This is a genomic window from Bradyrhizobium sp. HKCCYLRH3059 (assembly GCF_051168035.1).
Classification (GTDB): domain Bacteria; phylum Pseudomonadota; class Alphaproteobacteria; order Rhizobiales; family Xanthobacteraceae; genus Bradyrhizobium.
In genome coordinates, this window is the sequence record NZ_JBNPUF010000001.1 from 277,409 (window position 1) to 297,934 (window position 20,526).

At 65.5% G+C, this 20,526-nt stretch carries 17 protein-coding genes; 6 read left to right on the plus strand and 11 right to left on the minus strand.

Features of this window, described 5'->3' with window-relative positions; genetic code table 11:
- Positions 1 to 182: 182 nt before the first annotated feature.
- Together ACQR13_RS01285 and ACQR13_RS01290 are read left to right on the plus strand one after the other, a co-directional pair.
- A complete protein-coding gene (locus ACQR13_RS01285; RefSeq protein ID WP_315716184.1) occupies positions 183 to 1,085 on the plus strand; it encodes a tyrosine recombinase XerC in 903 nt (300 codons plus the stop codon).
- An 82-nt stretch (positions 1,086 to 1,167) separates the two neighbouring features.
- Positions 1,168 to 1,758 carry a DUF4337 domain-containing protein gene (locus tag ACQR13_RS01290; RefSeq protein WP_315715931.1) on the plus strand — a complete coding sequence of 197 codons (591 nt, stop codon included), beginning with the start codon at positions 1,168 to 1,170 and terminating at the stop codon, positions 1,756 to 1,758.
- A 40-nt stretch (positions 1,759 to 1,798) separates the two neighbouring features.
- On the opposite strand, the gene ACQR13_RS01295 is transcribed toward ACQR13_RS01290, so the two are convergent.
- The 11 genes from ACQR13_RS01295 to ACQR13_RS01345 form a co-directional block, all read right to left on the minus strand.
- Positions 1,799 to 2,329: a hypothetical protein gene (locus ACQR13_RS01295; RefSeq protein WP_315715930.1), complete on the minus strand. Its 531-nt coding sequence runs from the start codon at positions 2,327 to 2,329 to the stop codon at positions 1,799 to 1,801.
- Between the two features lie 129 nt (positions 2,330 to 2,458).
- The gene (gene lpdA, locus ACQR13_RS01300; protein WP_315715929.1) at positions 2,459 to 3,862 is read right to left on the minus strand and encodes a dihydrolipoyl dehydrogenase; all 1,404 of its coding nucleotides are present in this window, start codon (positions 3,860 to 3,862) and stop codon (positions 2,459 to 2,461) included.
- A 45-nt stretch (positions 3,863 to 3,907) separates the two neighbouring features.
- Positions 3,908 to 4,654 carry an SDR family oxidoreductase gene (locus ACQR13_RS01305; RefSeq protein WP_315715928.1) on the minus strand — a complete coding sequence of 249 codons (747 nt, stop codon included), beginning with the start codon at positions 4,652 to 4,654 and terminating at the stop codon, positions 3,908 to 3,910.
- A 68-nt stretch (positions 4,655 to 4,722) separates the two neighbouring features.
- Positions 4,723 to 5,958, minus strand: coding sequence for a 2-oxoglutarate dehydrogenase complex dihydrolipoyllysine-residue succinyltransferase (odhB, locus tag ACQR13_RS01310; RefSeq protein ID WP_316167764.1), 1,236 nt, complete (start codon positions 5,956 to 5,958; stop codon positions 4,723 to 4,725).
- 137 nt (positions 5,959 to 6,095) lie between these two features.
- Complete coding sequence (locus ACQR13_RS01315; RefSeq protein ID WP_434862523.1) at positions 6,096 to 9,053, minus strand: 2-oxoglutarate dehydrogenase E1 component; 2,958 nt, start codon at positions 9,051 to 9,053, stop codon at positions 6,096 to 6,098.
- A gap of 139 nt (positions 9,054 to 9,192) precedes the next feature.
- Positions 9,193 to 10,077 carry a succinate--CoA ligase subunit alpha gene (gene sucD, locus ACQR13_RS01320; protein WP_172184319.1) on the minus strand — a complete coding sequence of 295 codons (885 nt, stop codon included), beginning with the start codon at positions 10,075 to 10,077 and terminating at the stop codon, positions 9,193 to 9,195.
- 55 nt (positions 10,078 to 10,132) lie between these two features.
- Complete coding sequence (sucC, locus tag ACQR13_RS01325) at positions 10,133 to 11,329, minus strand: ADP-forming succinate--CoA ligase subunit beta (RefSeq protein ID WP_315715925.1); 1,197 nt, start codon at positions 11,327 to 11,329, stop codon at positions 10,133 to 10,135.
- Between the two features lie 127 nt (positions 11,330 to 11,456).
- Positions 11,457 to 12,425, minus strand: coding sequence for a malate dehydrogenase (gene mdh / locus ACQR13_RS01330; protein ID WP_009031546.1), 969 nt, complete (start codon positions 12,423 to 12,425; stop codon positions 11,457 to 11,459).
- A 226-nt stretch (positions 12,426 to 12,651) separates the two neighbouring features.
- Complete coding sequence (gene zapE, locus ACQR13_RS01335; protein WP_434845003.1) at positions 12,652 to 13,833, minus strand: cell division protein ZapE; 1,182 nt, start codon at positions 13,831 to 13,833, stop codon at positions 12,652 to 12,654.
- Positions 13,834 to 13,986: 153 nt separating this feature from the next.
- The gene (gene thpR / locus ACQR13_RS01340; RefSeq protein WP_315825777.1) at positions 13,987 to 14,565 is read right to left on the minus strand and encodes an RNA 2',3'-cyclic phosphodiesterase; all 579 of its coding nucleotides are present in this window, start codon (positions 14,563 to 14,565) and stop codon (positions 13,987 to 13,989) included.
- A 205-nt stretch (positions 14,566 to 14,770) separates the two neighbouring features.
- Positions 14,771 to 15,403 (minus strand): arylesterase, encoded by a 633-nt coding sequence (locus ACQR13_RS01345; RefSeq protein ID WP_315750842.1) that lies wholly within the window; start codon positions 15,401 to 15,403, stop codon positions 14,771 to 14,773.
- Between the two features lie 55 nt (positions 15,404 to 15,458).
- On the opposite strand from ACQR13_RS01345, the gene ACQR13_RS01350 reads away from it, so the two are divergent.
- The 4 genes from ACQR13_RS01350 (at position 15,459) to ACQR13_RS01365 (ending at position 20,504) form a co-directional block, all read left to right on the plus strand.
- Positions 15,459 to 16,196, plus strand: coding sequence for an ABC transporter ATP-binding protein (locus ACQR13_RS01350; protein ID WP_316167768.1), 738 nt, complete (start codon positions 15,459 to 15,461; stop codon positions 16,194 to 16,196).
- Positions 16,193 to 18,763: an ABC transporter permease gene (locus ACQR13_RS01355; RefSeq protein ID WP_316201922.1), complete on the plus strand. Its 2,571-nt coding sequence runs from the start codon at positions 16,193 to 16,195 to the stop codon at positions 18,761 to 18,763. The genes ACQR13_RS01350 and ACQR13_RS01355 overlap by 4 nt, the downstream gene beginning before the upstream one ends.
- A gap of 264 nt (positions 18,764 to 19,027) precedes the next feature.
- Positions 19,028 to 19,819 carry a Bax inhibitor-1/YccA family protein gene (locus tag ACQR13_RS01360; RefSeq protein ID WP_250172563.1) on the plus strand — a complete coding sequence of 264 codons (792 nt, stop codon included), beginning with the start codon at positions 19,028 to 19,030 and terminating at the stop codon, positions 19,817 to 19,819.
- 157 nt (positions 19,820 to 19,976) lie between these two features.
- Positions 19,977 to 20,504, plus strand: coding sequence for a GNAT family N-acetyltransferase (locus ACQR13_RS01365; RefSeq protein WP_315716183.1), 528 nt, complete (start codon positions 19,977 to 19,979; stop codon positions 20,502 to 20,504).
- Positions 20,505 to 20,526: the final 22 nt, after the last annotated feature.

The following is a 20,526-nucleotide window of genomic DNA, read 5'->3' on the forward strand; positions in this document are numbered from 1 at the left end:
GACCTCCCCCCGCAAGCGGGGAGAGGCGCAAACCGAGTTCGCGGCGATCGACAACGCTTCACAGCGACCCATCCGTGGGCACGGACGCCATGGCAAAGCAAACAGAGCCGACTCACGCGGACACGGACGAAGAGTCTGAGGCCACCGCCCTCCTCGGCGCCGACGAGGGCGTCGTCCAGGCCATGATGCAGTGGCTGGCGCATCTGCGCAGCGAGCGCCGGCTGTCCCCGAAGACGGTCGAGGCCTACGCCCGTGACCTCCGGCAGTGCCTGCAATTCCTCTGCATCCATTGGGGCGAGCCGGTGACGCTGGTGCGCTTCGCGGGGCTGGAGGCCGCCGACATCCGCGCTTTCATGGCGATGCGCCGCGCCGACGACATCGCCGGACGTTCCCTGATGCGATCCTTGGCGGGCCTGCGCTCGTTCGGGCGCTTTCTGGAGCGCGAGGGCAAGGGCAAGGTCGGCGCCCTCTCAGGAATCCGCGCGCCAAAGATCGCCAAGAGCCTGCCGAAGCCGCTGCCGATGGACGCCGCCAAGCGCCTCGCCGATGCCGACGAGCGCGCCGGCGAGACCCGCGAGACCTGGGTGCTGGCACGCGACGCCGCGGTGATGGCGCTGCTGTATGGCTCCGGCCTGCGCATCTCCGAGGCGCTCGGGCTGAAACGCCGCGAAGTGCCGCGCCCCGGCGAAGGCGACGTGCTGGTCGTGACCGGCAAGGGCAACAAGACCCGGATGGTGCCGGTGCTGCAGAACGTGCTGCAGCTGATCGACGAGTATGCCAGGCTTTGCCCGTACCCGCTACCTGCGGAGGGGCCGATGTTTCTGGGCGCCAAGGGCGGTCCGTTGAGCCCGCGCATCATCCAGCTCGCGATGGAGCGGCTGCGCGGCGCGCTGGGCCTGCCCGACAGCGCCACGCCGCACGCGCTGCGCCATTCCTTCGCCACGCACTTGCTGTCGCGCGGCGGCGATCTGCGCGCGATCCAGGAGCTGCTCGGCCACGCCTCGCTGTCGACGACGCAGATCTATACCGGCATCGATTCGGAGCGCCTGCTGCAGGTCTACGCGTCAGCGCATCCGCGACGGTGACATTTTTCGTTCATATCGTTTCGCTTGCGCTGTCCCCCCGGTTCCGGCAATCGTCTTGGCTGCTTGATCCGGAGGGGAACAGATGAGCGCACATGAGAGCATGGAGCATGCGGAGCATGCCGAGCATGCGTCCGGCGAAAACAAGAAGATCGCGCTGCTGATCGCCGTCATCGCCCTGTTCCTGGCCCTGTCCGAAACGCTCGGCAAGGGCGCGCAGACCGAATCCATCAGCAAGAACGTCGAGGCCTCGAATCTCTGGGCCTTCTTCCAGGCCAAGACCGTTCGCCGCACCGTGGTGCAGACCGCCGCCGAGCAGGGCAAACTGAGCTTGCCGGCGCTGCCTGACGAGGCGGCCAAGGCGGCGTTGCAGAAGCAGATCGACGATTGGCAGAAGAATGCTGCGCGCTATCGCTCCGAGCCCGAGACCGGCGAAGGCAGCGAGCAGTTGGCGGAGCGCGCCAAGCATGCCGAGCATGAGCGCGACGAGGCGACGGCGAAGTACCACCACTATGAGCTGGCGTCGGCTGCCTTCCAGATCGGCATCGTGCTGGCGTCGGCGACGATCATCACGGGAATGATCGTTCTGGCCTGGGCCTCCGGAGGGCTCGCGCTGATCGGTATTGCCATGACGCTGCTCGGCCTGTTCCAGCCGCATCTCTTGCATCTGCACTGAGGTCAGCGACAGCAACTGGCTTGCGACGTCGCGACCACCACTACCGCGCCTGCTGCACGCTCCTGCGGAAGCGCATGATCACGCGCAGCACGCGCGATGACCAGCCATCGGCATTGCCGTGGATGATCTCGCGGATGCGCTGCTTGATAGGATCGACCAGCGCCGCGGCTTTCCTGCGCAGCGCGAGCACGGCCTCGTAGAGCCACGCGAACCAGGACATCTGCAGCAGCTTGCTGCGCGTCACATCGAAGATGAAGGCGGTGACGCCGACACCGACGATCTTGCCGAACACGATCGTGGCCAGCGCAAACTTCCACTGCTGGTGCATCAAAAGCCACATGCCGATCAGCTTGAGCGGAAACAGCAGCACGACCGGCACGACGAAGACGATCAGGGTCAGCGCCGGCGACAGGGTCTCGATGCGCGCGGCCAGCCAGTGCTTGAAGCTACGCAGCGGTATCGCGGCGACGATGCGCGCCACGATCGGCTCGAGATGGTCCCACAGCCAGGCTTCGATCAGGAAGATGATCGCAAGCAGAACCCAGAACGGCTGAAGCAGGCGGCGCAGCATCGGACTCCATCTCCGCCAGGCCTCGCGGGTTGAGGCCGCTATGACGATACGACCTCGCGCCTTGCCGTTCGGTTCAGCGTCATAAGCGGGCGTTTTGTCGCACCCACCGAAGGCGCTTCCGGGCGTCCATCACATATGGATGGCCCGCTTACCCACCGCAAGCGCGGCTTCCTTCACGGCCTCCGACCGTGTCGGATGCGCGTGGCAGGTGCGCGCGAGATCCTCGGCAGAGCCACCGAACTCCATCAATACGGCGGCCTCGTGAATGATTTCCCCGGCCTCGCGGCCGATGATATGGGCGCCGAGCACGCGATCCGTCTTCGCATCGGCTAGGATCTTCACGAAACCGTCAGTGGTCTGGTTGACCTTGGAACGGCCATTCGCGGTAAACGGAAACTTCCCGACGGTATAGGCGACGCCGGCCTGCTTCAGCTCGTCCTCGGTCTTGCCGACGGAGGCCACTTCGGGCGTCGTGTAGACCACGCCTGGAATGACGTCGTAGTTCACGTGCCCGGCCTGGCCCGCGAGGATCTCGGCCACCGCGACGCCCTCGTCCTCCGCCTTGTGCGCGAGCATCGGCCCTGCAACGACGTCGCCGATGGCGTAGACGCCGGGCACGCTGGTCGCGAAATGATGGTCGATCTGGACGCGGCCGCGGTTGTCGAGCGCGACGCCCGCTTCCTGCAGCCCGAGTCCCTCGGTGTAGGGCACGCGGCCGATCGCCACGAGCACCACGTCGGCTTCGATCTTCTCGGCAGCGCCGCCGGCCGCCGGCTCGATCATGGCCGAGAGCGTCGTGCCAGAGGTGTCGACACCGGTCACCTTGGCACCGAGCTTGAACGCAAAGCCCTGCTTCTCGAGGATTCGTTGGAACTGCTTGGCGATCTCGCCATCCATGCCGGGCAGGATGCGATCGAGGAATTCGACCACGGTGACCTTGGCGCCGAGGCGGCGCCACACCGAGCCGAGTTCGAGCCCGATCACGCCGGCGCCGACCACCAAGAGCGTCGAAGGCACCTTGTCCAGCGACAGAGCTCCGGTCGAGGACACGATGCGCTTCTCATCGATCTCGATGCCCTTGAGCCGCGCGATGTCCGAGCCCGTCGCGATCACGATGTTCTTGGTCTCGACGGTCTGCACGGCGCCGTCATTGCCGGTGACCTGCAGCTTGCCGGTGCCGAGGATCTTGCCCTTGCCCACGAGCACGTCGATCTTGTTCTTCTTCATCAGGAACTCGACGCCCTTGACGTTGCCGTCAATGCCCTGCTGCTTGAAGTTCATCATCGCCGGCAGATCGATCTCGGGCTGGGGCACCTTGATGCCCATCTTGGCGAAGGAGTGCCCGGCTTCCTCGAACAGCTCCGAGGCGTGCAGCAGCGCCTTCGACGGCATGCAGCCGACATTGAGACAGGTGCCGCCGAGGGTGGCGTTCTTCTCGACCACGGCCACCTTCATGCCGAGCTGTGCTGCGCGGATGGCGCAAACATAACCACCGGGTCCGGTGCCGATGACGACGAGATCGTAGGATGCCATGATCGAATGTTCCGTAAGCTTGCAAGTCAGAGATAGCGACGGTCGTCAGCGTCCGCCCGACACGTCGAGAATGGCCGAAGTGACATAGGAAGCCTCGTCCGACAGCAGCCAGACGATGGCATTGGCGATTTCCTCCGCGGTGCCGACGCGCTTCATCGGCACCAGCGGGGCGAGACGATGGGCGCGATCGGGCTCGCCGCCGGAGGCGTGGATATCAGTGTCGATCAGCCCTGGGCGAATGGCGGCGACGCGGATGCCTTCATTGGCGACCTCATGACCGAGGCCGACGGTGAAGGAATCGATCGCGCCCTTCGACGCCGCATAATCGACGTAGGTATTCGGCGAGCCGAGCTTGGCGGCGACCGACGACAGGTTGATGATCACGCCGCCCTGTCCGCCATGCCGCGTCGACATGCGCTTCACCGCCTCACGTGCGCACAGGATGCTGCCGGTGACGTTGACCGCCATCAAACGCTCGATGCGCTCCGCGCTCATCTCGTCGACGCGCGTGGTCGGACCGACGATGCCGGCATTGTTGATGAGCGCGCCGAGCGTGCCGAACTTGTCCGCCGCCTTGAACAGAGCGAGGATGTCGTGCTCGCGGCCGACGTCGCATTTGACTGCGATGGCCTTGCCGTTCTTGGCCTCGATCGCGGCCACCGTGCTCTGCGCGGCGGCCTCGTTGGAGGCGTAGCCGACAACGATCTTGAAGCCGCGCGATGCGGCGGCGATGGCGGTGGCGCGGCCGATGCCGCGGCTGCCGCCGGTGATCACTGCAACCCTGTCGGTCATGATGGCCCCCGTTAGGTCTGAGGCGCGCTCATGAAGCGCGCCTCATGTCTTCAAGTCGTCGCGTGCCCTCAGAGATCCAGCACGAGCCGTGCCGGATCCTCCAGGCTTTCCTTGACGCGCACCAGGAACGTCACGGCTTCCTTGCCGTCGATGACGCGGTGATCGTAGGACAGCGCCAGATACATCATCGGGCGGACTTCGATCTTGCCGCCGACCACCACCGGGCGCTCCTGGATCTTGTGCATGCCGAGGATGCCGGACTGCGGCGCGTTCAGGATCGGGGTCGACATCAGCGAGCCGTAGATGCCGCCATTGGTGATGGTGAAGGTGCCGCCCTGCATCTCGTCGATCTTGAGCTGGCCGTCACGGGCGCGGCGGCCGAAATCGGCGATGCCCTTCTCGATGTCGGCGATCGACTTGTGGTCGCAGTCGCGCACGACGGGCACGACCAAGCCCTTGTCGGTGCCGACGGCGACGCCGATGTGATAGTAGTTCTTGTAGATCAGGTCGGTGCCGTCGATCTCGGCGTTGACCGCCGGGATGTCCTTGAGCGCCTGCACCACGGCCTTGGTGAAGAAGCCCATGAAGCCGAGCTTGGAGCCGTGCTTCTTCTCGAACACGTCCTTGTACTGGCTGCGCAGCGCCATGACGTTGGTCATGTCGACCTCGTTGAAGGTCGTCAGCATCGCCGCGGTGTTCTGCACGTCCTTGAGGCGGCGCGCGATGGTCTGGCGCAGCCGCGTCATCTTCACGCGCTCCTCGCGCGCGGCGTCGTCGGCCGGCGACGGCGCACGCACCTGGACCGAGGCGGCGGGCTGATTGACCGGGGTCGGCGCGGACGCTGCGCGCTCGATGGCGGCCAGCATGTCGCCCTTGGTGACGCGGCCGTCCTTGCCGGAGCCCGGCACGGTGGTCGCATCGACGCCGCTCTCGGCCGAGAGCTTGCGAACCGACGGCGCCTGCGGGGTATCGGCGGGCAGCGCCTTGGCAGGGGCGGGAGCCGCAGCCGGCGGCGGCGCGGCGGGCTTCGCGGGAGCGGGCGCAGCAGCGGCAGGCTTCGCAGCAGCCGCGCCATCATTGATCTGGCCGAGCAGCGCGCCGACGGCGACCGTCTCGCCATCCTTGGCGATGATCTCGCCCAAGGTGCCGGCCGAAGGCGCGGGCACCTCGATCGTGACCTTGTCGGTCTCGAGCTCGACGAGGGGCTCGTCGACCGCCACGGCGTCGCCTGCCTTCTTGAACCAGCGGCCGATGGTGGCTTCGGTGACGGATTCACCCAGCGTCGGAACGCGAATTTCAGTCATGGTCTTTATCCTCAATAACCCGTGCGGTCATAAAGCCGGTCCGCCATCGCCTTGCGGCGAGCAAGCGATGCGGGACGGACGATCAACGCGATGTACTTGCGCCCCGCAGATTGCGGGGCGCGTCAAAAAAGGCAGGTTCAGTTCAGGGCTTCGTCGAGCAGCGCCTTCAGCTGGGCGAGATGCTTGGACATCAGGCCCGTGGCGGTCGCGGCCGACGCAGCACGGCCGGCATAGCGCGGACGCTTGCTCTTGCCGCCGGTCTGGTTCAGCACCCACTCGAGATACGGCTCGATGAAGTGCCACGCGCCCATGTTGCGCGGCTCTTCCTGACACCACACGACTTCTGCGTTCTTGAAGCGGCCGAGCTCGGCGACCAGCGCCTTGAGTGGCACCGGATAGAGCTGCTCGACGCGCATCAGGTAGACGTCGTTGAGCCCGCGCTTCTCGCGCTCGTCGTAGAGATCGTAATACACCTTGCCCGAGCACAGCACGATGCGGCGGATCTGGTCGTCCGGCACCAGCTTGGTCTTGTCGTCCGCCTGCATCTGGGCGTCATCGTACAGGATGCGGTGGAACGTGGTGCCCTTGGCGAGCTCCTCGAGCCGAGACACCGCGCGCTTGTGGCGCAGCAGCGATTTCGGCGTCATCACGATCAGCGGCTTGCGGATCTCGCGATGCAGCTGGCGGCGCAGCACGTGGAAGTAGTTTGCCGGCGTGGTCGGATAGACCACCTGCATGTTGTCCTCGGCGCACATCTGCAGATAGCGCTCGAGGCGTGCCGAGGAATGCTCGGGGCCCTGGCCCTCATAGCCGTGCGGCAGCAGGCAGACCAGGCCGGACATGCGCAACCATTTGCGCTCGCCCGACGAGATGAACTGGTCGAACAACACCTGAGCGCCGTTGGCGAAGTCGCCGAACTGCGCCTCCCACAGGGTCAGCGCGGTCGGCTCTGCGAGCGAATAGCCGTATTCGAAGCCGAGCACGGCTTCTTCGGACAGCAGCGAGTTGATGACCTCGAAGTGGCCCTGCTCCGGCGCCAGATGGTTGAACGGCGTGTAGCGGCTCTCGTCCTCCTGATCGATCAGCACCGAATGGCGCTGCGAGAAGGTGCCGCGCTCGCTGTCCTGGCCGGAGAGGCGAACCTTGTGGCCTTCGAGCAGCAGCGAGCAGTACGCCAGCGCCTCGCCGGTCGCCCAGTCGAGCCCGATGCCGCTCTCGATCGCCTTGGCGCGGTTCTCGAGGAAACGCTGGATCGTCCGATGCAGGCGGAAGCCGTCCGGCACCTTGGTGATCTTGCGGCCGATCTCCTTGAGGCGGTCGATCTCGACGCCGGTGACGCCGCGGCGCGCCTCCTCCTCCTGGTCGGCGGACTTGAAACCCGCCCACTTGCCGTCGAGCCAGTCGGCCTTGTTCGGACGATAGCTCGTGCCGGCCTCGAACTCGGCGTCGAGACGGGCGCGCCAGTCGGCCTTGGCCTTGTCGACCTCGCCCTCGGTCATCACGCCTTCGGCGACCAGCCGCTTGGAGTAGATCTCCAAGGTCGACGGATGGCCGGCGATCTTCTTGTACATCACCGGCTGGGTGAAAGCCGGCTCGTCACCTTCGTTGTGGCCATGCCTGCGGTAGCAGAACATGTCGATGACGACCGGCTTGTGGAACTTCTGCCGGAACTCGGTCGCGACCTTGGCCGCGAACACCACCGCTTCCGGATCGTCACCGTTCACGTGGAAGATCGGCGCATCGATCATCTTGGCGACATCGGACGGATAGGGCGACGAGCGCGAATAGCGCGGATAGGTCGTGAAGCCGATCTGGTTGTTGACGATGAAATGAATCGAGCCACCGGTCCGGTAGCCTTTCAGATCCGACAGCGCGAAGCACTCCGCCACCACGCCCTGGCCGGCGAACGCAGCGTCGCCATGCATCAAGAGCGGCAGCACCGAGATGCGCATGTCGGGCGGATCGCCGTGCTGGTCCTGCTTGGCGCGGACCTTGCCGAGCACCACGGGGTCGACGATCTCGAGATGCGAGGGGTTGGCGGTCAGCGACAGGTGGATGCGATTGCCGTCGAACTCGCGGTCCGAGGAGGCGCCGAGGTGGTACTTGACGTCGCCGGAGCCTTCGACCGCGTCGGGATTGGCCGAGCCGCCCTTGAACTCGTGGAACAGCGCGCGATGCGGCTTGCCCATGACCTGGGTCAGCACGTTGAGGCGGCCGCGATGCGGCATGCCCAGCACGATCTCCTTCACGCCGAGATTGCCGCCGCGCTTGATAATCTGCTCCAGCGCCGGGATCAGCGACTCGCCGCCGTCGAGACCGAAGCGCTTGGTGCCGGTGAACTTGACGTCGCAGAACTTCTCGAAGCCTTCGGATTCGATCAGCTTCTGCAGAATCGCGCGACGGCCCTCACGGGTGAACGAGATCTCCTTGTCCGGCCCCTCGATGCGCTCCTGGATCCAGGCCTTCTGCGCCGCGTTCGTAATGTGCATGAACTCGACGCCAAGCGTCTGGCAATAGGTGCGCTCGCAGATCGCGACGATCTCGCGCAAGCTGCCGTATTCGAGGCCGAGCACGTGATCGAGGAAGATCTTGCGGTCGTAGTCGGCCTCGGTGAAACCGTAGGAGCGCGGGTCCAGCTCCTCGCGGTTGCGCGGCGCCTCGATGCCGAGCGGATCGAGCTTGGCGTGGAAGTGGCCGCGCATGCGGTAGGCGCGGATCAGCATCAACGCGCGGACGGAGTCGCGGGTGGCCTGGTTGACGTCGGCCGCCGACAATTCGATGCCCTTGGCCTGAGCCTTCTGCGCAATCTTCTCGCCGACCTTCTTCTCGACGACGGCCCAGTTGCCGTCCAGCGCCGAGGTCAATTCGTCCCGGGGGGAGACCGGCCAGTTGCTGCGCGCCCAGGAGGGGCCCGACGCATTCTTCTGCACGTCGGCCGGCGCATCCTTCAGGCTCTTGAAGAACTCCTGCCATTCCGGGTCGACCGAAGCGGGATCCTTCTCGTAGCGGGCGTAGATCTCATCGATGTAGGTGGCATTGGTGCCCTGCAGAAAAGACGACAGGGCGAAGGCGGCGTTCGCATCTTGGCGAGACATGGTGGCGTCCTGGTAATTTCGATGCGCCCAATCAAAACGGCGCAATGCCTGACCCGCGGGGGACGCGGATCAGGCTCGGGTTAGGACCGTTTACCTTATTTATTGTAAATATTCGCGCCGAAAAGCACTAAGTCCTGAATCAGGATTTCAACTTTTCGACAAGCGTCTTTCCGAGCCGCGCAGGCGACGGCGACACGGTAATACCAGCCGCTTCCATCGCGGCCGTCTTCGAGCCGGCATCGCCCTTGCCGCCGGAGATGATCGCGCCGGCATGCCCCATGCGACGGCCGGGAGGCGCGGTGACGCCGGCGATGAATCCCACCATCGGTTTCTTGCGACCGCGCTTGGCTTCGTCCTTGATGAACTGCGCCGCGTCCTCCTCGGCCGAGCCGCCGATCTCACCGATCATGATGATCGAGGTGGTCTTGGGGTCAGCGAGGAACATCTCGAGCATGTCGATGAACTCGGTGCCCTTGACCGGATCACCGCCGATGCCGACCGCCGTGGTCTGGCCGAGACCTTCCGAGGTGGTCTGGAACACCGCCTCGTAGGTCAGCGTGCCGGAGCGCGACACGATGCCGACCGAACCGGGCTTGAAGATGTTGGCCGGCATGATGCCGATCTTGCACTCGCCGGCGGTCATCACGCCCGGGCAGTTCGGCCCGATCAGGCGCGACTTGGAGCCCTGCAGCGAGCGCTTGACGCGGACCATGTCCAGCACCGGGATGCCCTCGGTGATGCAGACGATCAGCGGGACCTCGGCGTCGATCGCCTCGCAGATCGCGTCGGCGGCGCCCGGCGGCGGGACGTAGATCACCGAGGCGTCGGCCCCGGTGGCCTCGCGGGCCTCCTTGACGGTGTCGAACACGGGCAGGCCGAGGTGGGTCGAGCCGCCTTTGCCCGGCGACGTGCCGCCGACCATCTTGGTGCCGTAGGCGATCGCCGCCTCGGAGTGGAAGGTGCCGTTCTTGCCAGTGAAGCCCTGGCAGATGACCTTGGTGTTCTTGTCGATGAGGATGGACATCGTGCTTTCTCTAAAAGCGTTGCGGTGAGGAATGAGCGAGCGCCTGGACCGGCGCTCAGCCTCCCTTGACGGCCTTGACGATCTTCTGCGCGGCGTCGTCGAGATTGTCGGCGGGCAACACGTTCAGACCGGACTCGCTGATGATCTTCTTGCCGAGATCGACATTGGTGCCTTCGAGGCGCACCACGAGCGGCACCTTCAGGCCGACTTCCTTGACCGCGGCCACGACGCCCTCGGCGATGACATCGCACTTCATGATGCCGCCGAAGATGTTGACCAGGATGCCCTTCACGTTCGGGTCGGCGGTGATGATCTTGAACGCCGCCGCGACCTTCTCCTTGCTGGCGCCACCGCCGACGTCGAGGAAGTTGGCGGGCTCCATGCCGTAGAGCTTGATGATGTCCATCGTCGCCATGGCAAGGCCGGCGCCGTTGACCATGCAGCCGATGGTGCCGTCGAGCGCAACGTAGTTGAGGTCGTATTTGGAGGCCTCGATCTCCTTGGCATCTTCCTCGGTCTCGTCACGCAGCGCGACGACTTCCGGGTGCTTGAACAGCGCGTTGGAGTCGAACGACACCTTGGCGTCGAGCACGCGCAGCTGGCCCTGCTTAGTGACGACCAGCGGGTTGATCTCGAGCATCGCCATGTCCTTGGCGACGAACGCATTGTAGAGTTGGGTGGTGAGCTTCTCGGCCTGCTTGGCGAGGTCGCCGGAGAGCTTCAGCGCCTTGGCGACGGCGCGGCCGTGATGGCCCATGACGCCGGTGGCCGGGTCGACCGAGAAGGTCACGATCTTCTCGGGGGTCTCGTGGGCGACGTCCTCGATGTTGACGCCGCCTTCGGTCGACACCACGAAGGCGACCCTCGAGGTCTCGCGGTCGACCAGCAGCGACAGATAGAACTCCTTGTCGATATCCGAGCCGTCCTCGATGTAGAGGCGATTGACCTGCTTGCCGTCGGGGCCGGTCTGCACGGTCACCAGCGTCGCGCCCAGCATCTGCTTGGCGAAAGTGTTGACCTCGTCGATCGACTTGGCGAGGCGGACGCCGCCCTTGTCGCCGGCCGAGGCCTCCTTGAACTTGCCCTTGCCACGGCCACCGGCGTGGATCTGGCTCTTCACGACCCAGACCGGGCCACCGAGCGTCTTCGCCGCCGCATCCGCGTCCTCCGGACGGAGAACCGGCACGCCCTTGGAAATCGGCACGCCGAACTCGTGCAGCAGTGCCTTGGCCTGATATTCGTGAATGTTCATAAGCGCTTGCTCCCCGAACCCGCGATGGGGTGACGACCAGAATTGTTGTTAGGATGTCTGGTATACCATATACCAAACATCCTGCAACTCGATGTGGGCGAGATTACGCCCCGTGAATGACCCCTGATCAGCGGCCGAGCAGGTCGGGCGCGATCTTCTTGCAGGCGTCGACCAGGCCCTGCACGGCGGCGACCGACTTGTCGAACGCCTCGCGGTCCTTGCCGGCGAGCTCGATCTCGACGATGCGCTCGACACCCTTGGAGCCGATCACGACGGGCACGCCGACATACATGTCCTTGACGCCGAACTCGCCGTTGAGATGCGCCGCGCAGGGCAGCACCCGCTTCTTGTCGCGCAGATAGCTCTCGGCCATTGCGATCGCCGACGCCGCCGGGGCGTAGTAGGCGGAGCCGGTCTTCAGCAGGTTGACGATCTCGGCGCCGCCGTTGCGGGTGCGATCGACGATCTCGTCGATGCGGGCCTGCGACGTCCAGCCCATCTTGACGAGGTCGGGCAGCGGAATGCCGGCAACGGTCGAGTACTTGGTCAGCGGAACCATGGTGTCGCCATGACCGCCGAGCACGAAGGCGGTGACGTCCTCGACCGAGACGTTGAACTCATCAGCCAGGAAGTAGCGGAAACGCGCCGAGTCGAGCACACCGGCCATGCCGACGACCTTCTTGGCCGGAAGCCCCGAGGCCTTCTGCAGCGCCCAGACCATCGCGTCGAGCGGATTGGTGATGCAGATGACGAAGGCGTCGGGCGCGTACTTCTTGATGCCGGCGCCGACCTGCTCCATCACCTTCAGGTTGATCGACAAGAGGTCGTCGCGGCTCATGCCGGGCTTGCGCGGCACGCCCGCGGTGACGATGCACACCTTGGCGTTGTCGAGCGCCTCATAGGAGTTGGCGCCGGTGTAGTGCGCGTCGAAGCCGTCGACCGGCGATGACTGGGCGATGTCGAGCGCCTTGCCCTGCGGAACGCCTTCGGCAATGTCGAACATCACGACGTCGCCGAGCTCCTTGAGGCCGACGAGGTGAGCCAGCGTTCCGCCGATCTGACCGGAGCCAATCAAAGCAATCTTGTCGCGCGCCATGGCAAATTTTCCTTTGAACCCGAAGGAGTGAGGGAGGTTGAAAAGTCGACTGGTGGTTATCCCTTTCGCCCCGGCCGTTCAAGTCAAGCTATGGCCAATTGACGGGCCTGCCTTGATTTCGATCAGGACCGGGCGACGGCTGCTGATGATCCTTTCAGCATGATTGGCGTGGCCTTTTCGCGGCTGTGTGCCCGGCGGCTGGCGTTCGCCAAAACTCCAGTATTTGTCAGGTTTCGACCAACCCCGTGGAAGTCCCAGATGCCGCCGAGTCCTTCCGCCCGTGCGGCAGGGCCAGATAGGAGTCCGAACCCATCTCGATCAGGCGCGAGGTGGTCCGCTTGAACTCCATGGCCTCGATGCCCTCGGTCGCGACGTAGAGCGAAATCGGGTCGGCTTCGGCGGAGGCGATCAGCTTCACGGCGTTGTCGTAGAGCGTATCGATCAGGGTGATGAACCGCTTGGCGGCATTGCGCTCGGTCAGATCCATGACCGGAACGTGATCGATCAGGATCGTATGATAGTCGTGCGCGAGCCGCAGATAGTCCGAGGCCGCCAGCGGCTTCTCGCAGAGATCGGCAAAATCGAAGCGGGCGACGCCGTTGGCGGAGCACGGGACGTGCAGGATGCGCCCCTTGATCGTCATGTCGCGCGGCTTGCACTTGGCATGGCCCGTGAGCCGCGCCCAGGCCTTGTCGAGCGCCGCTCGCGCGTCGACATCGGCCGGCACCAGCCACATCTTCACGCCGGCCAGCTTCTCCAGCCGGAAATCGGTGCGCGCGTCCAGCCGCATCACGTCCATGTGGTCGGCAATCTGCTTGATGAAGGGCAGGAACAGCGCGCGGTTGAGGCCGCCTTTGTAGAGGTCTTCAGGCGCGACGTTGGAGGTCGCCACCACCACCGTGCCGAGCTCGAACAGCCTGGCGAACAGACGTCCCAGGATCATCGCGTCGGCGATGTCGGTGACATGGAATTCGTCGAAACAGAGCAGCCAAGCCTGATCGAAGATCGCCTGCGCCGTGAGACCGATCACATCGGCATCGGCGAGTTCGCCGCGCGCGATGTTCTGGCGGTAGCCGTAGATGCGCTCATGCACCTCGGCCATGAATTCGTGAAAATGCGCGCGGCGCTTGTGCTCGACGGGACAGTTCTGGAAGAACAGGTCCATCAGCATGGTCTTGCCGCGCCCGACCTCGCCATGGACATAGAGGCCGTTCGGCGGCTCGCTCTTGTCGGCAAAAAGGCGGCCCAACAAGCCTTGCTTGCGCGTGGGCTTGTAGGTGGAGAGCCGGCGCTCCAGCGCCGCCAGGGCGTCGGCGACCTCGGCCTGGGCGAGGTCGGCCTCGATCGCACCGGTATCGACCAAAGACTGATATTGCGCGCGGAACGCGTCTGACGGAGTGGACAGCATGAGCCCACTCTAGGTCATGAGACTTACGCAAAATGCAATCCGCAAATGGTGGAAGCCGCCATGCGTCGGAGCCGTGTGGTCGTGGTATATGGCACGCAAACGCCGCCGTGATCGTTAGTCCGGGGCTAACGACGTTCGTCTTCGCTCCCGGCCTCAGCGAAAGGCTGGCTTGAACGACCCCGCTGCAGACCTCACCCCCGGCGAGAGGTCGTAGGCGTCCTCGACCACATAGGGCCCGCCGCCGGTCGAGGCACGCGACGAAAACAGCACGAAGCGCTCGGCCATGAACACGCGGCTCGGGAAATAGCCGCGGACGGAGAGATAGTCGGCGACGTCCTGGCTCGACGCATCGTGCAGCCGCGCCAGCGTGACGTGGGGCACGAATTTGCGGCCCTCCGGATCGAGCCCGATCCGCTGCATGAGCCGCTCGAGCTCGGCCTGCAGCTCGATCAGGGGGCGGCTCGGCGCGACGTTGGCAACGACGGCGCGCGGCTTGCGGCCGCCGAAGCTGGAGAGACCCTGCACCGTCACTTCGAACGGCTTGCGGTTCACCCGCCACAGCATCGAGGCGATCTCGTTGGCGGAGGCGCCGTCAATGTCACCGATGAAACGCAACGTCACATGGTAATTTTCGGGATCGATCCAGCGGGCGCCGGGGAGGCCACCCCGCAAACCGGAAAGCGTGTGGCCCACCTCGGCCGGGATTTCCAGTCCAGTAAACAAACGCGGCATCGTTTCAGGACTCCCGATGCTGGAGGCTGATCTCGAAAATTGACGAGATCATGCCTTCGAGAAATGATCGACGACGAATCGCCAATGCATCATTCCTACCGAACTTATATGACTCCGCGACGGAAGGCGGGTTAACGCCGGTAAAAGCTGCGGAAAACCCGGTCCTTAAGGTTATCGCAAATGATCGACGCGGCGCTTCGTTCCGTCATTGCCCACGAAGCGGACGCAGGAATGCTTCCGCCGTAGGCAACAGCCTGGACACGATGATGTCGACGCCCGCCGCAGTGGGGTGGATGCCGTCGGCCTGGTTCAGCTTGGCGTCGGCGGCGACGCCATCGAGGAGGAATGGATACAGCGGCACGTCGAACTGCTTGGCGAGATCGGGGTAGATCGCGTTGAATTTCGCGGCGTAGTCGCTGCCGAAATTCGGCGGCGCCAGCATGCCGCACAGCATCACGGCGATGCCCCTGGCCTTCAGCCGGGCCACGATCTCGCTCAAAGCCTTGCGCGTCACGGCGGGATCGATGCCGCGCAGCGCGTCATTGGCGCCGAGCTCGACGATGACCGCTTCGGTCCCCTCCGGCACCGACCAGTCGAGCCGGTCGCGGCCGCCGGACGAGGTGTCCCCGGACACGCCGGCATTGGTGAGGTCGATCGGCAGCCCCTTGGCCTGCAACGCCTTCTGCAGCTTGGCTGGAAACGCATCCGAGGCGGACAGGCCGAGTCCCGCGCTCAAGGAATCGCCGAGAACGACGAGCTTGATCGGCTTGACGGCCTCGGCACCCGCGAACGCGGGCCCGACTGTCATCAAGGCGAGCATCAACACGAGTATGTGCACGAAGATATGTCCGCGCCTCTCGACCCGGCTTGCGGAGTTGCCATATGACCGAGCCATGGACAGTCTCATCGAAACCTCGCCTTTGGCCGGCCTTGCGCCGGACACCATTACCATCTCGAACGTCAACCTCTCGCTCGGCACCGGCGCGGCGCGGGTCCATATCCTCAAGGACATCAGCCTGCGGGTGGGACAGGGCGAGACGATCGGTCTGATCGGACCGTCGGGCTCTGGCAAGTCCACATTGCTGATGGTGATGGCGGGGCTGGAACGTCCTGATGGGGGTGAGGTGGTGGTCAACGGGACCGCTTTCAATGCCCTGGACGAGGACGCCCTGGCCCGGTTCCGCGGCCGCCAGGTCGGCATCGTCTTCCAGTCCTTCCATCTGATCCCGACCATGACCGCGCTGGAGAATGTCGCGGTGCCGCTGGAGCTGGCCGGACATGTCGGCGCCGCCGAGCGTGCCGCCCGCGAGCTGGATTCGGTCGGACTCGGACACCGGCTGCACCACTATCCGACCCAGCTCTCGGGCGGCGAGCAGCAGCGCGTGGCGCTGGCGCGGGCACTTGCGCCGGACCCGGCCATTCTGGTGGCCGACGAGCCGACCGGCAATCTCGACGAGACCACCGGACGGCAGATCGTGGACCTGCTGTTCACCAAGCATGCCGAGCGCGGCATGACGCTGGTGCTGGTGACCCATGACAGCGGGCTTGCGCATCGTTGCGACCGCGTGGTCCGGCTGCGCTCGGGGCGAATCGAAGCCGACGGCGGCGCGCACGAGCCGGCCCTCGCATGACCACCGTCGCTGAACCGATCGCCGGCGGCCGCATGGCCGCGCTGCCCGTGCGCTACGCGCTGCGCGAGCTGCGGGGCGGCCTGCGCGGCTTCTACGTCTTCATCGCCTGCATCGCGCTGGGCGTGCTCGCCATTGCCGGTGTCGGCTCGGTGGCGGCGAGCCTCAACGACGGCCTGGTTCGCGAAGGACGTACGCTGCTCGGCGGCGACGTTGCCTTTTCACTGTTTCAGCGCGAGGCCAAGCCGGAGGAGATCGACTTCCTGCGCTCGCGTGGAAAGCTGTCTCTGGCAGCGACCCTGCGCGCCATGGTGCGCTCGGGCGACGCCAAGCTGGCGCTGGTCGAGCTGAAGGCGGTCGACAACGCCTATCCGCTGCTCGGCAAGGCTGAGCTCCAGCCAGATCTGCCGATGGCCGACATCCTGGCCGAGCGCGACGGCGTCTACGGAGCTGCGGCGGATCCGGCGCTGCTGGCTCGGCTCGATCTGAGGATCGGCGACACCGTCACCATCGACACGGTCCGCTTCCAGATTCGCAGCGCGCTGCAGGCCGAGCCCGACAAATTGTCCGGCGGCATCGGACTCGGGCCGCGCTTCCTGATCAGCGAGGCGGGCCTGCGGGCCACGCCGCTGCTGCAGCCTGGCAGCCTGGTGCGCTGGACCTACCGGGTCCGGCTGCCCGACAATGCCAAGGACGACCACGCCGCGGCGTCCTTCATCGCCGATACCCGCCTGACGCTGCCGTCGGCCGGATGGGAGATCCGCAGCCGCAGCAACGCCTCGCCGCAACTGGAGCGGACGATCGGCCGCTTCACCCAGTTCCTCACCCTGGTCGGTCTCGCCGCCCTGCTGGTCGGCGGCGTCGGCGTCGCCAATGCGGTCAAGAGCCATGTCGACCGCCGGACCGAGGTGATCGCGGCCTTCAAGGCCCTCGGCGCCACCAGCCGCGACGTGTTCGGCATCTACCTCGTGCAGGTGATGGTGCTCGCCACGATCGGTTCGATCATCGGCCTCAGCGCCGGGGCGGCCCTGCCGTTTGCCATCGTCGGGCTGTTCGGCAACATCCTGCCGCTGCCCGTGATCCCGGCCATTCATTCGGATGAGCTGGCGCTGTCCTTCGTCTATGGTCTGCTCACCGCACTGGCGTTCGGTCTGTGGCCGCTCGGGCGCATACGCGACGTGCCGGTGGCGGCGTTGTTCCGCGAGGCGGTTATCGCCGAATGGCACCGTCCGCGCTGGAGCTATCTGGTGCTGATCGCGGGCACTGTCGCGCTGCTGATCGCAGTCGTGATCGGCCTGTCCTACGACAAGCGCATCGCAGCCGTGTTCGTCGTCGCCGCCGCGCTGGTGTTCGTGCTGTTGCGCGGCATTGCCGCCGCGGTGATGGCGATTGCGCGCGCCCTGCCGCGCAGCCGCTTCCCGATGCTGCGGCTGGCGGTCAGCAATATCTATCGCCCGGGCGCGCTGACACCGTCCGTGGTGCTGTCGCTCGGGCTGGGACTCGCCGTGCTGGTCACGATTACCCAGATCGACGGCAATCTGCGACGCCAGTTCCTGGCTCAACTGCCGGAACAGGCGCCGTCGTTTTTCTTCATCGACGTCCCCTCCGGCGAGGCCGACCGCTTCCGCGACTTCCTCAGGGACCTCGCCCCTCAATCCACTGTCGAAGACGTGCCGATGCTGCGCGGGCGCATCGTCTCCGCCCGCGGCGTGCGCGCCGAGGACCTCAAGGCGACGACGGACACCGAATGGGTGCTGCAGAGCGACCGGGGCCTGACCTATACCGCCGAAGTTCCCAAAGGATCCAAGGTCGTCGAGGGCGAGTGGTGGGGCGAGACCTACAGCGGCCCGCCGCTGGTTTCGATCGAGAAGCGGATCGCCGACGGTCTCGGCCTCAAGCTCGGTGACGACATCGTGGTCAACGTGCTCGGACGCGACATCACGGCGCGGATCGGGAACATGCGCACCATCGACTGGCAGGGGCTCGGCATCAATTTCGTGCTGGTGTTCTCCCCGAATGCCTTCAAGGGAGCGCCGCACACCCATGTCGCCACCCTCACCGAGGCGCGCTCCGATACCGCCGAGGATGCCCGTGTCATCCGCAAGGTGGCCGACGCCTTCCCGATGGTGACCAGCGTGCGGGTCCGCGAGGTGATGGAGACGGTGGGCTCGGTGGTCTCCAACCTCGCGCTCGCCATCCGCGGCGCCAGTGCGGTGACGCTGATCTCGGCCATCCTGGTGCTGGGCGGCGCGCTGGCAGCCGGCCACCGCCACCGGGTCTACGATGCCGTCATCCTGAAGACCCTGGGCGCGACAAGGCTGCGGCTGCTCGGCGCCTACGCGCTGGAATATCTGATGATCGGGTTTGCCACCGCCGCGTTCGGCGTCATCGCCGGCTCGGTGTCCGCCTGGCTGATCGTGACCCGGCTGATGACGTTGAGCTTCGCCTGGCAGGCCGGCAGCGCCGCGCTGGTCGTCGTAGCCGCGCTGATCGTGACGGTCGGCCTCGGTCTGGCCGGCACGCTGCTGGCGCTCAACCAGAAGCCCGCGACGGTTCTTCGGAATCTGTAGCGGCTTGCGCGCTCATGCCGCACGGTTAACGCGATTTCTGCGGCTGGGACGCGCGCGGAGCGACATTCAGCCGCGCGTGGAAGCTTGCGGCAGATATGCTAGTTTCCCATCTAGGGAATGGGCTCAGAGACCTGCCAAAAGATGGCGAATTTGCCGATGACGCAAATTTAATATCTGCAGCGGTGGGTATGAGATAGGGTTTTTCGAGAACCGGCCAACGGTCCTGTCAGGACCGGGCTGCCGGGCAACCAACGGGAATCGACCATGTCGGACCTAGACCGCAACTATGCTTCACCCTTTGGCCGGGTGGCCGGGCGCGCCGATGCCGCGACCGTCGACGCCGGTCTGCGCGCCTACATGCTGCGCATCTACAATTACATGAGCATCGGCCTGGCCATCACCGGCCTTGCGGCACTGGGCGTCTACATGGCGTCGGTGACCGGCGATCCGGCGGCCGGCGTGTTCAAGTTCGGTAACGCCTATCTGACGCAGTTCGGCTACGCGATGTTCGTGAGCCCGCTGAAGTGGCTGTTCATCCTGGCCCCCCTGGTCATGGTGTTCGCGATCTCGGCCGGCATCAACCGCTTGGCGCCGTCGACCGCACAGATCCTGTTCTGGGTGTTCTCGGCCTTGATGGGCATCTCGCTGTCGTCGATCTTCTTGGTGTACACCCACACCTCGATCGTGCGGGTGTTCTTCATCACCGCGGCGACGTTCGGCGCGCTGAGCCTCTACGGCTACACGACCAAGCGTGACATGACGGGCATGGGCTCGTTCCTGTTCATGGGCCTGATCGGCATCGTGCTGGCGAGCCTCGTGAACCTGTTCCTGGCGAGCTCGATGCTGCAGTTCATCGTCTCGGTGATCGGCGTGTTCGTGTTCGCCGGCCTGACCGCCTGGGACACGCAGCGTCTGAAGAACGAGTACATCTACGGCTACGCTTCCGCGGGCGGCGACATCGCGGAGCGCGCGGCAATCACCGGCGCCCTGTCGCTGTACTTGAACTTCATCAACCTGTTCACGCTGCTGCTGCAGTTGCTCGGACAGCGCGACTGATATCCAACCGCTCGAACGAGCGACCTTCGAAGCCCCGGCCTCACCGCCGGGGCTTTTCGTTTGCACAAACCCCGATTGCGACCGGCGCAAAGCCGCAGCGGCAGCCATGCCGCGAGGCCGGATTGATCGCCGCGTCCGCCCGGGTATGCTTCCCCCCATGTCCGACATTGAAATCCGGCCCACCCAGGAGGCCGACCTTCCCGCCATCACCGCCATCTACGGCCAAGCCGTCCGCGAGGGCACGGCCACCTTCGAGCTCGACCCTCCGGATCTGGCGGAGATGACGCGCCGCTTCCGGGCGCTCCGCGACGGCGGCTTCCCCTATTTCGCTGCCCTGCTGGACGGAGAGGTGGTGGGCTATGCCTATGCCGGGCCCTACCGGCCCCGCCCTGCCTATCGCTTCACGGTGGAGAACTCGGTCTATCTCGCTCCGGCCAGCCAGCGTCGCGGCATCGGGATGCGCCTGATGCGGCGGCTGATCGACGCCTGTGAGGAGGGAGGCTTTCGCCAGATGATCGCCGTCATCGGCGACTCCGCCAATTCCGGCTCGGTCGGGCTGCATACCGCCTGCGGCTTCCAGATGATCGGCACCCACCCGAGCGTCGGCCTGAAATTCGGCCGCTGGCTCGATACTGTGATGATGCAGCGCCCGCTCGGGGCCGGGAGCAGCGACGTCCCGGCGTAAGGCAGCGCCAGTCGGAATGTCA

Excerpts from the sequence above, each read along its gene's own strand:
- ACQR13_RS01365 (WP_315716183.1), top strand. The coding sequence starts at position 19,977 with ATGTCCGACATTGAAATCCGGCCCACCCAGGAGGCCGACCTTCCCGCC.
- sucD (WP_172184319.1), bottom strand. The coding sequence starts at position 10,077 with ATGTCCATCCTCATCGACAAGAACACCAAGGTCATCTGCCAGGGCTTC.
- mdh (WP_009031546.1), bottom strand. The coding sequence starts at position 12,425 with ATGGCGCGCGACAAGATTGCTTTGATTGGCTCCGGTCAGATCGGCGGA.
- ACQR13_RS01360 (WP_250172563.1), top strand. The coding sequence starts at position 19,028 with ATGTCGGACCTAGACCGCAACTATGCTTCACCCTTTGGCCGGGTGGCC.
- thpR (WP_315825777.1), bottom strand. The coding sequence starts at position 14,565 with ATGCCGCGTTTGTTTACTGGACTGGAAATCCCGGCCGAGGTGGGCCAC.
- ACQR13_RS01315 (WP_434862523.1), bottom strand. The coding sequence starts at position 9,053 with ATGTCTCGCCAAGATGCGAACGCCGCCTTCGCCCTGTCGTCTTTTCTG.
- sucC (WP_315715925.1), bottom strand. The coding sequence starts at position 11,329 with ATGAACATTCACGAATATCAGGCCAAGGCACTGCTGCACGAGTTCGGC.
- ACQR13_RS01290 (WP_315715931.1), top strand. The coding sequence starts at position 1,168 with ATGAGCGCACATGAGAGCATGGAGCATGCGGAGCATGCCGAGCATGCG.
- zapE (WP_434845003.1), bottom strand. The coding sequence starts at position 13,833 with ATGCTGTCCACTCCGTCAGACGCGTTCCGCGCGCAATATCAGTCTTTG.
- ACQR13_RS01350 (WP_316167768.1), top strand. The coding sequence starts at position 15,459 with ATGGACAGTCTCATCGAAACCTCGCCTTTGGCCGGCCTTGCGCCGGAC.
- ACQR13_RS01285 (WP_315716184.1), top strand. The coding sequence starts at position 183 with ATGATGCAGTGGCTGGCGCATCTGCGCAGCGAGCGCCGGCTGTCCCCG.
- ACQR13_RS01355 (WP_316201922.1), top strand. The coding sequence starts at position 16,193 with ATGACCACCGTCGCTGAACCGATCGCCGGCGGCCGCATGGCCGCGCTG.
- ACQR13_RS01295 (WP_315715930.1), bottom strand. The coding sequence starts at position 2,329 with ATGCTGCGCCGCCTGCTTCAGCCGTTCTGGGTTCTGCTTGCGATCATC.
- odhB (WP_316167764.1), bottom strand. The coding sequence starts at position 5,958 with ATGACTGAAATTCGCGTTCCGACGCTGGGTGAATCCGTCACCGAAGCC.
- lpdA (WP_315715929.1), bottom strand. The coding sequence starts at position 3,862 with ATGGCATCCTACGATCTCGTCGTCATCGGCACCGGACCCGGTGGTTAT.
- ACQR13_RS01305 (WP_315715928.1), bottom strand. The coding sequence starts at position 4,654 with ATGACCGACAGGGTTGCAGTGATCACCGGCGGCAGCCGCGGCATCGGC.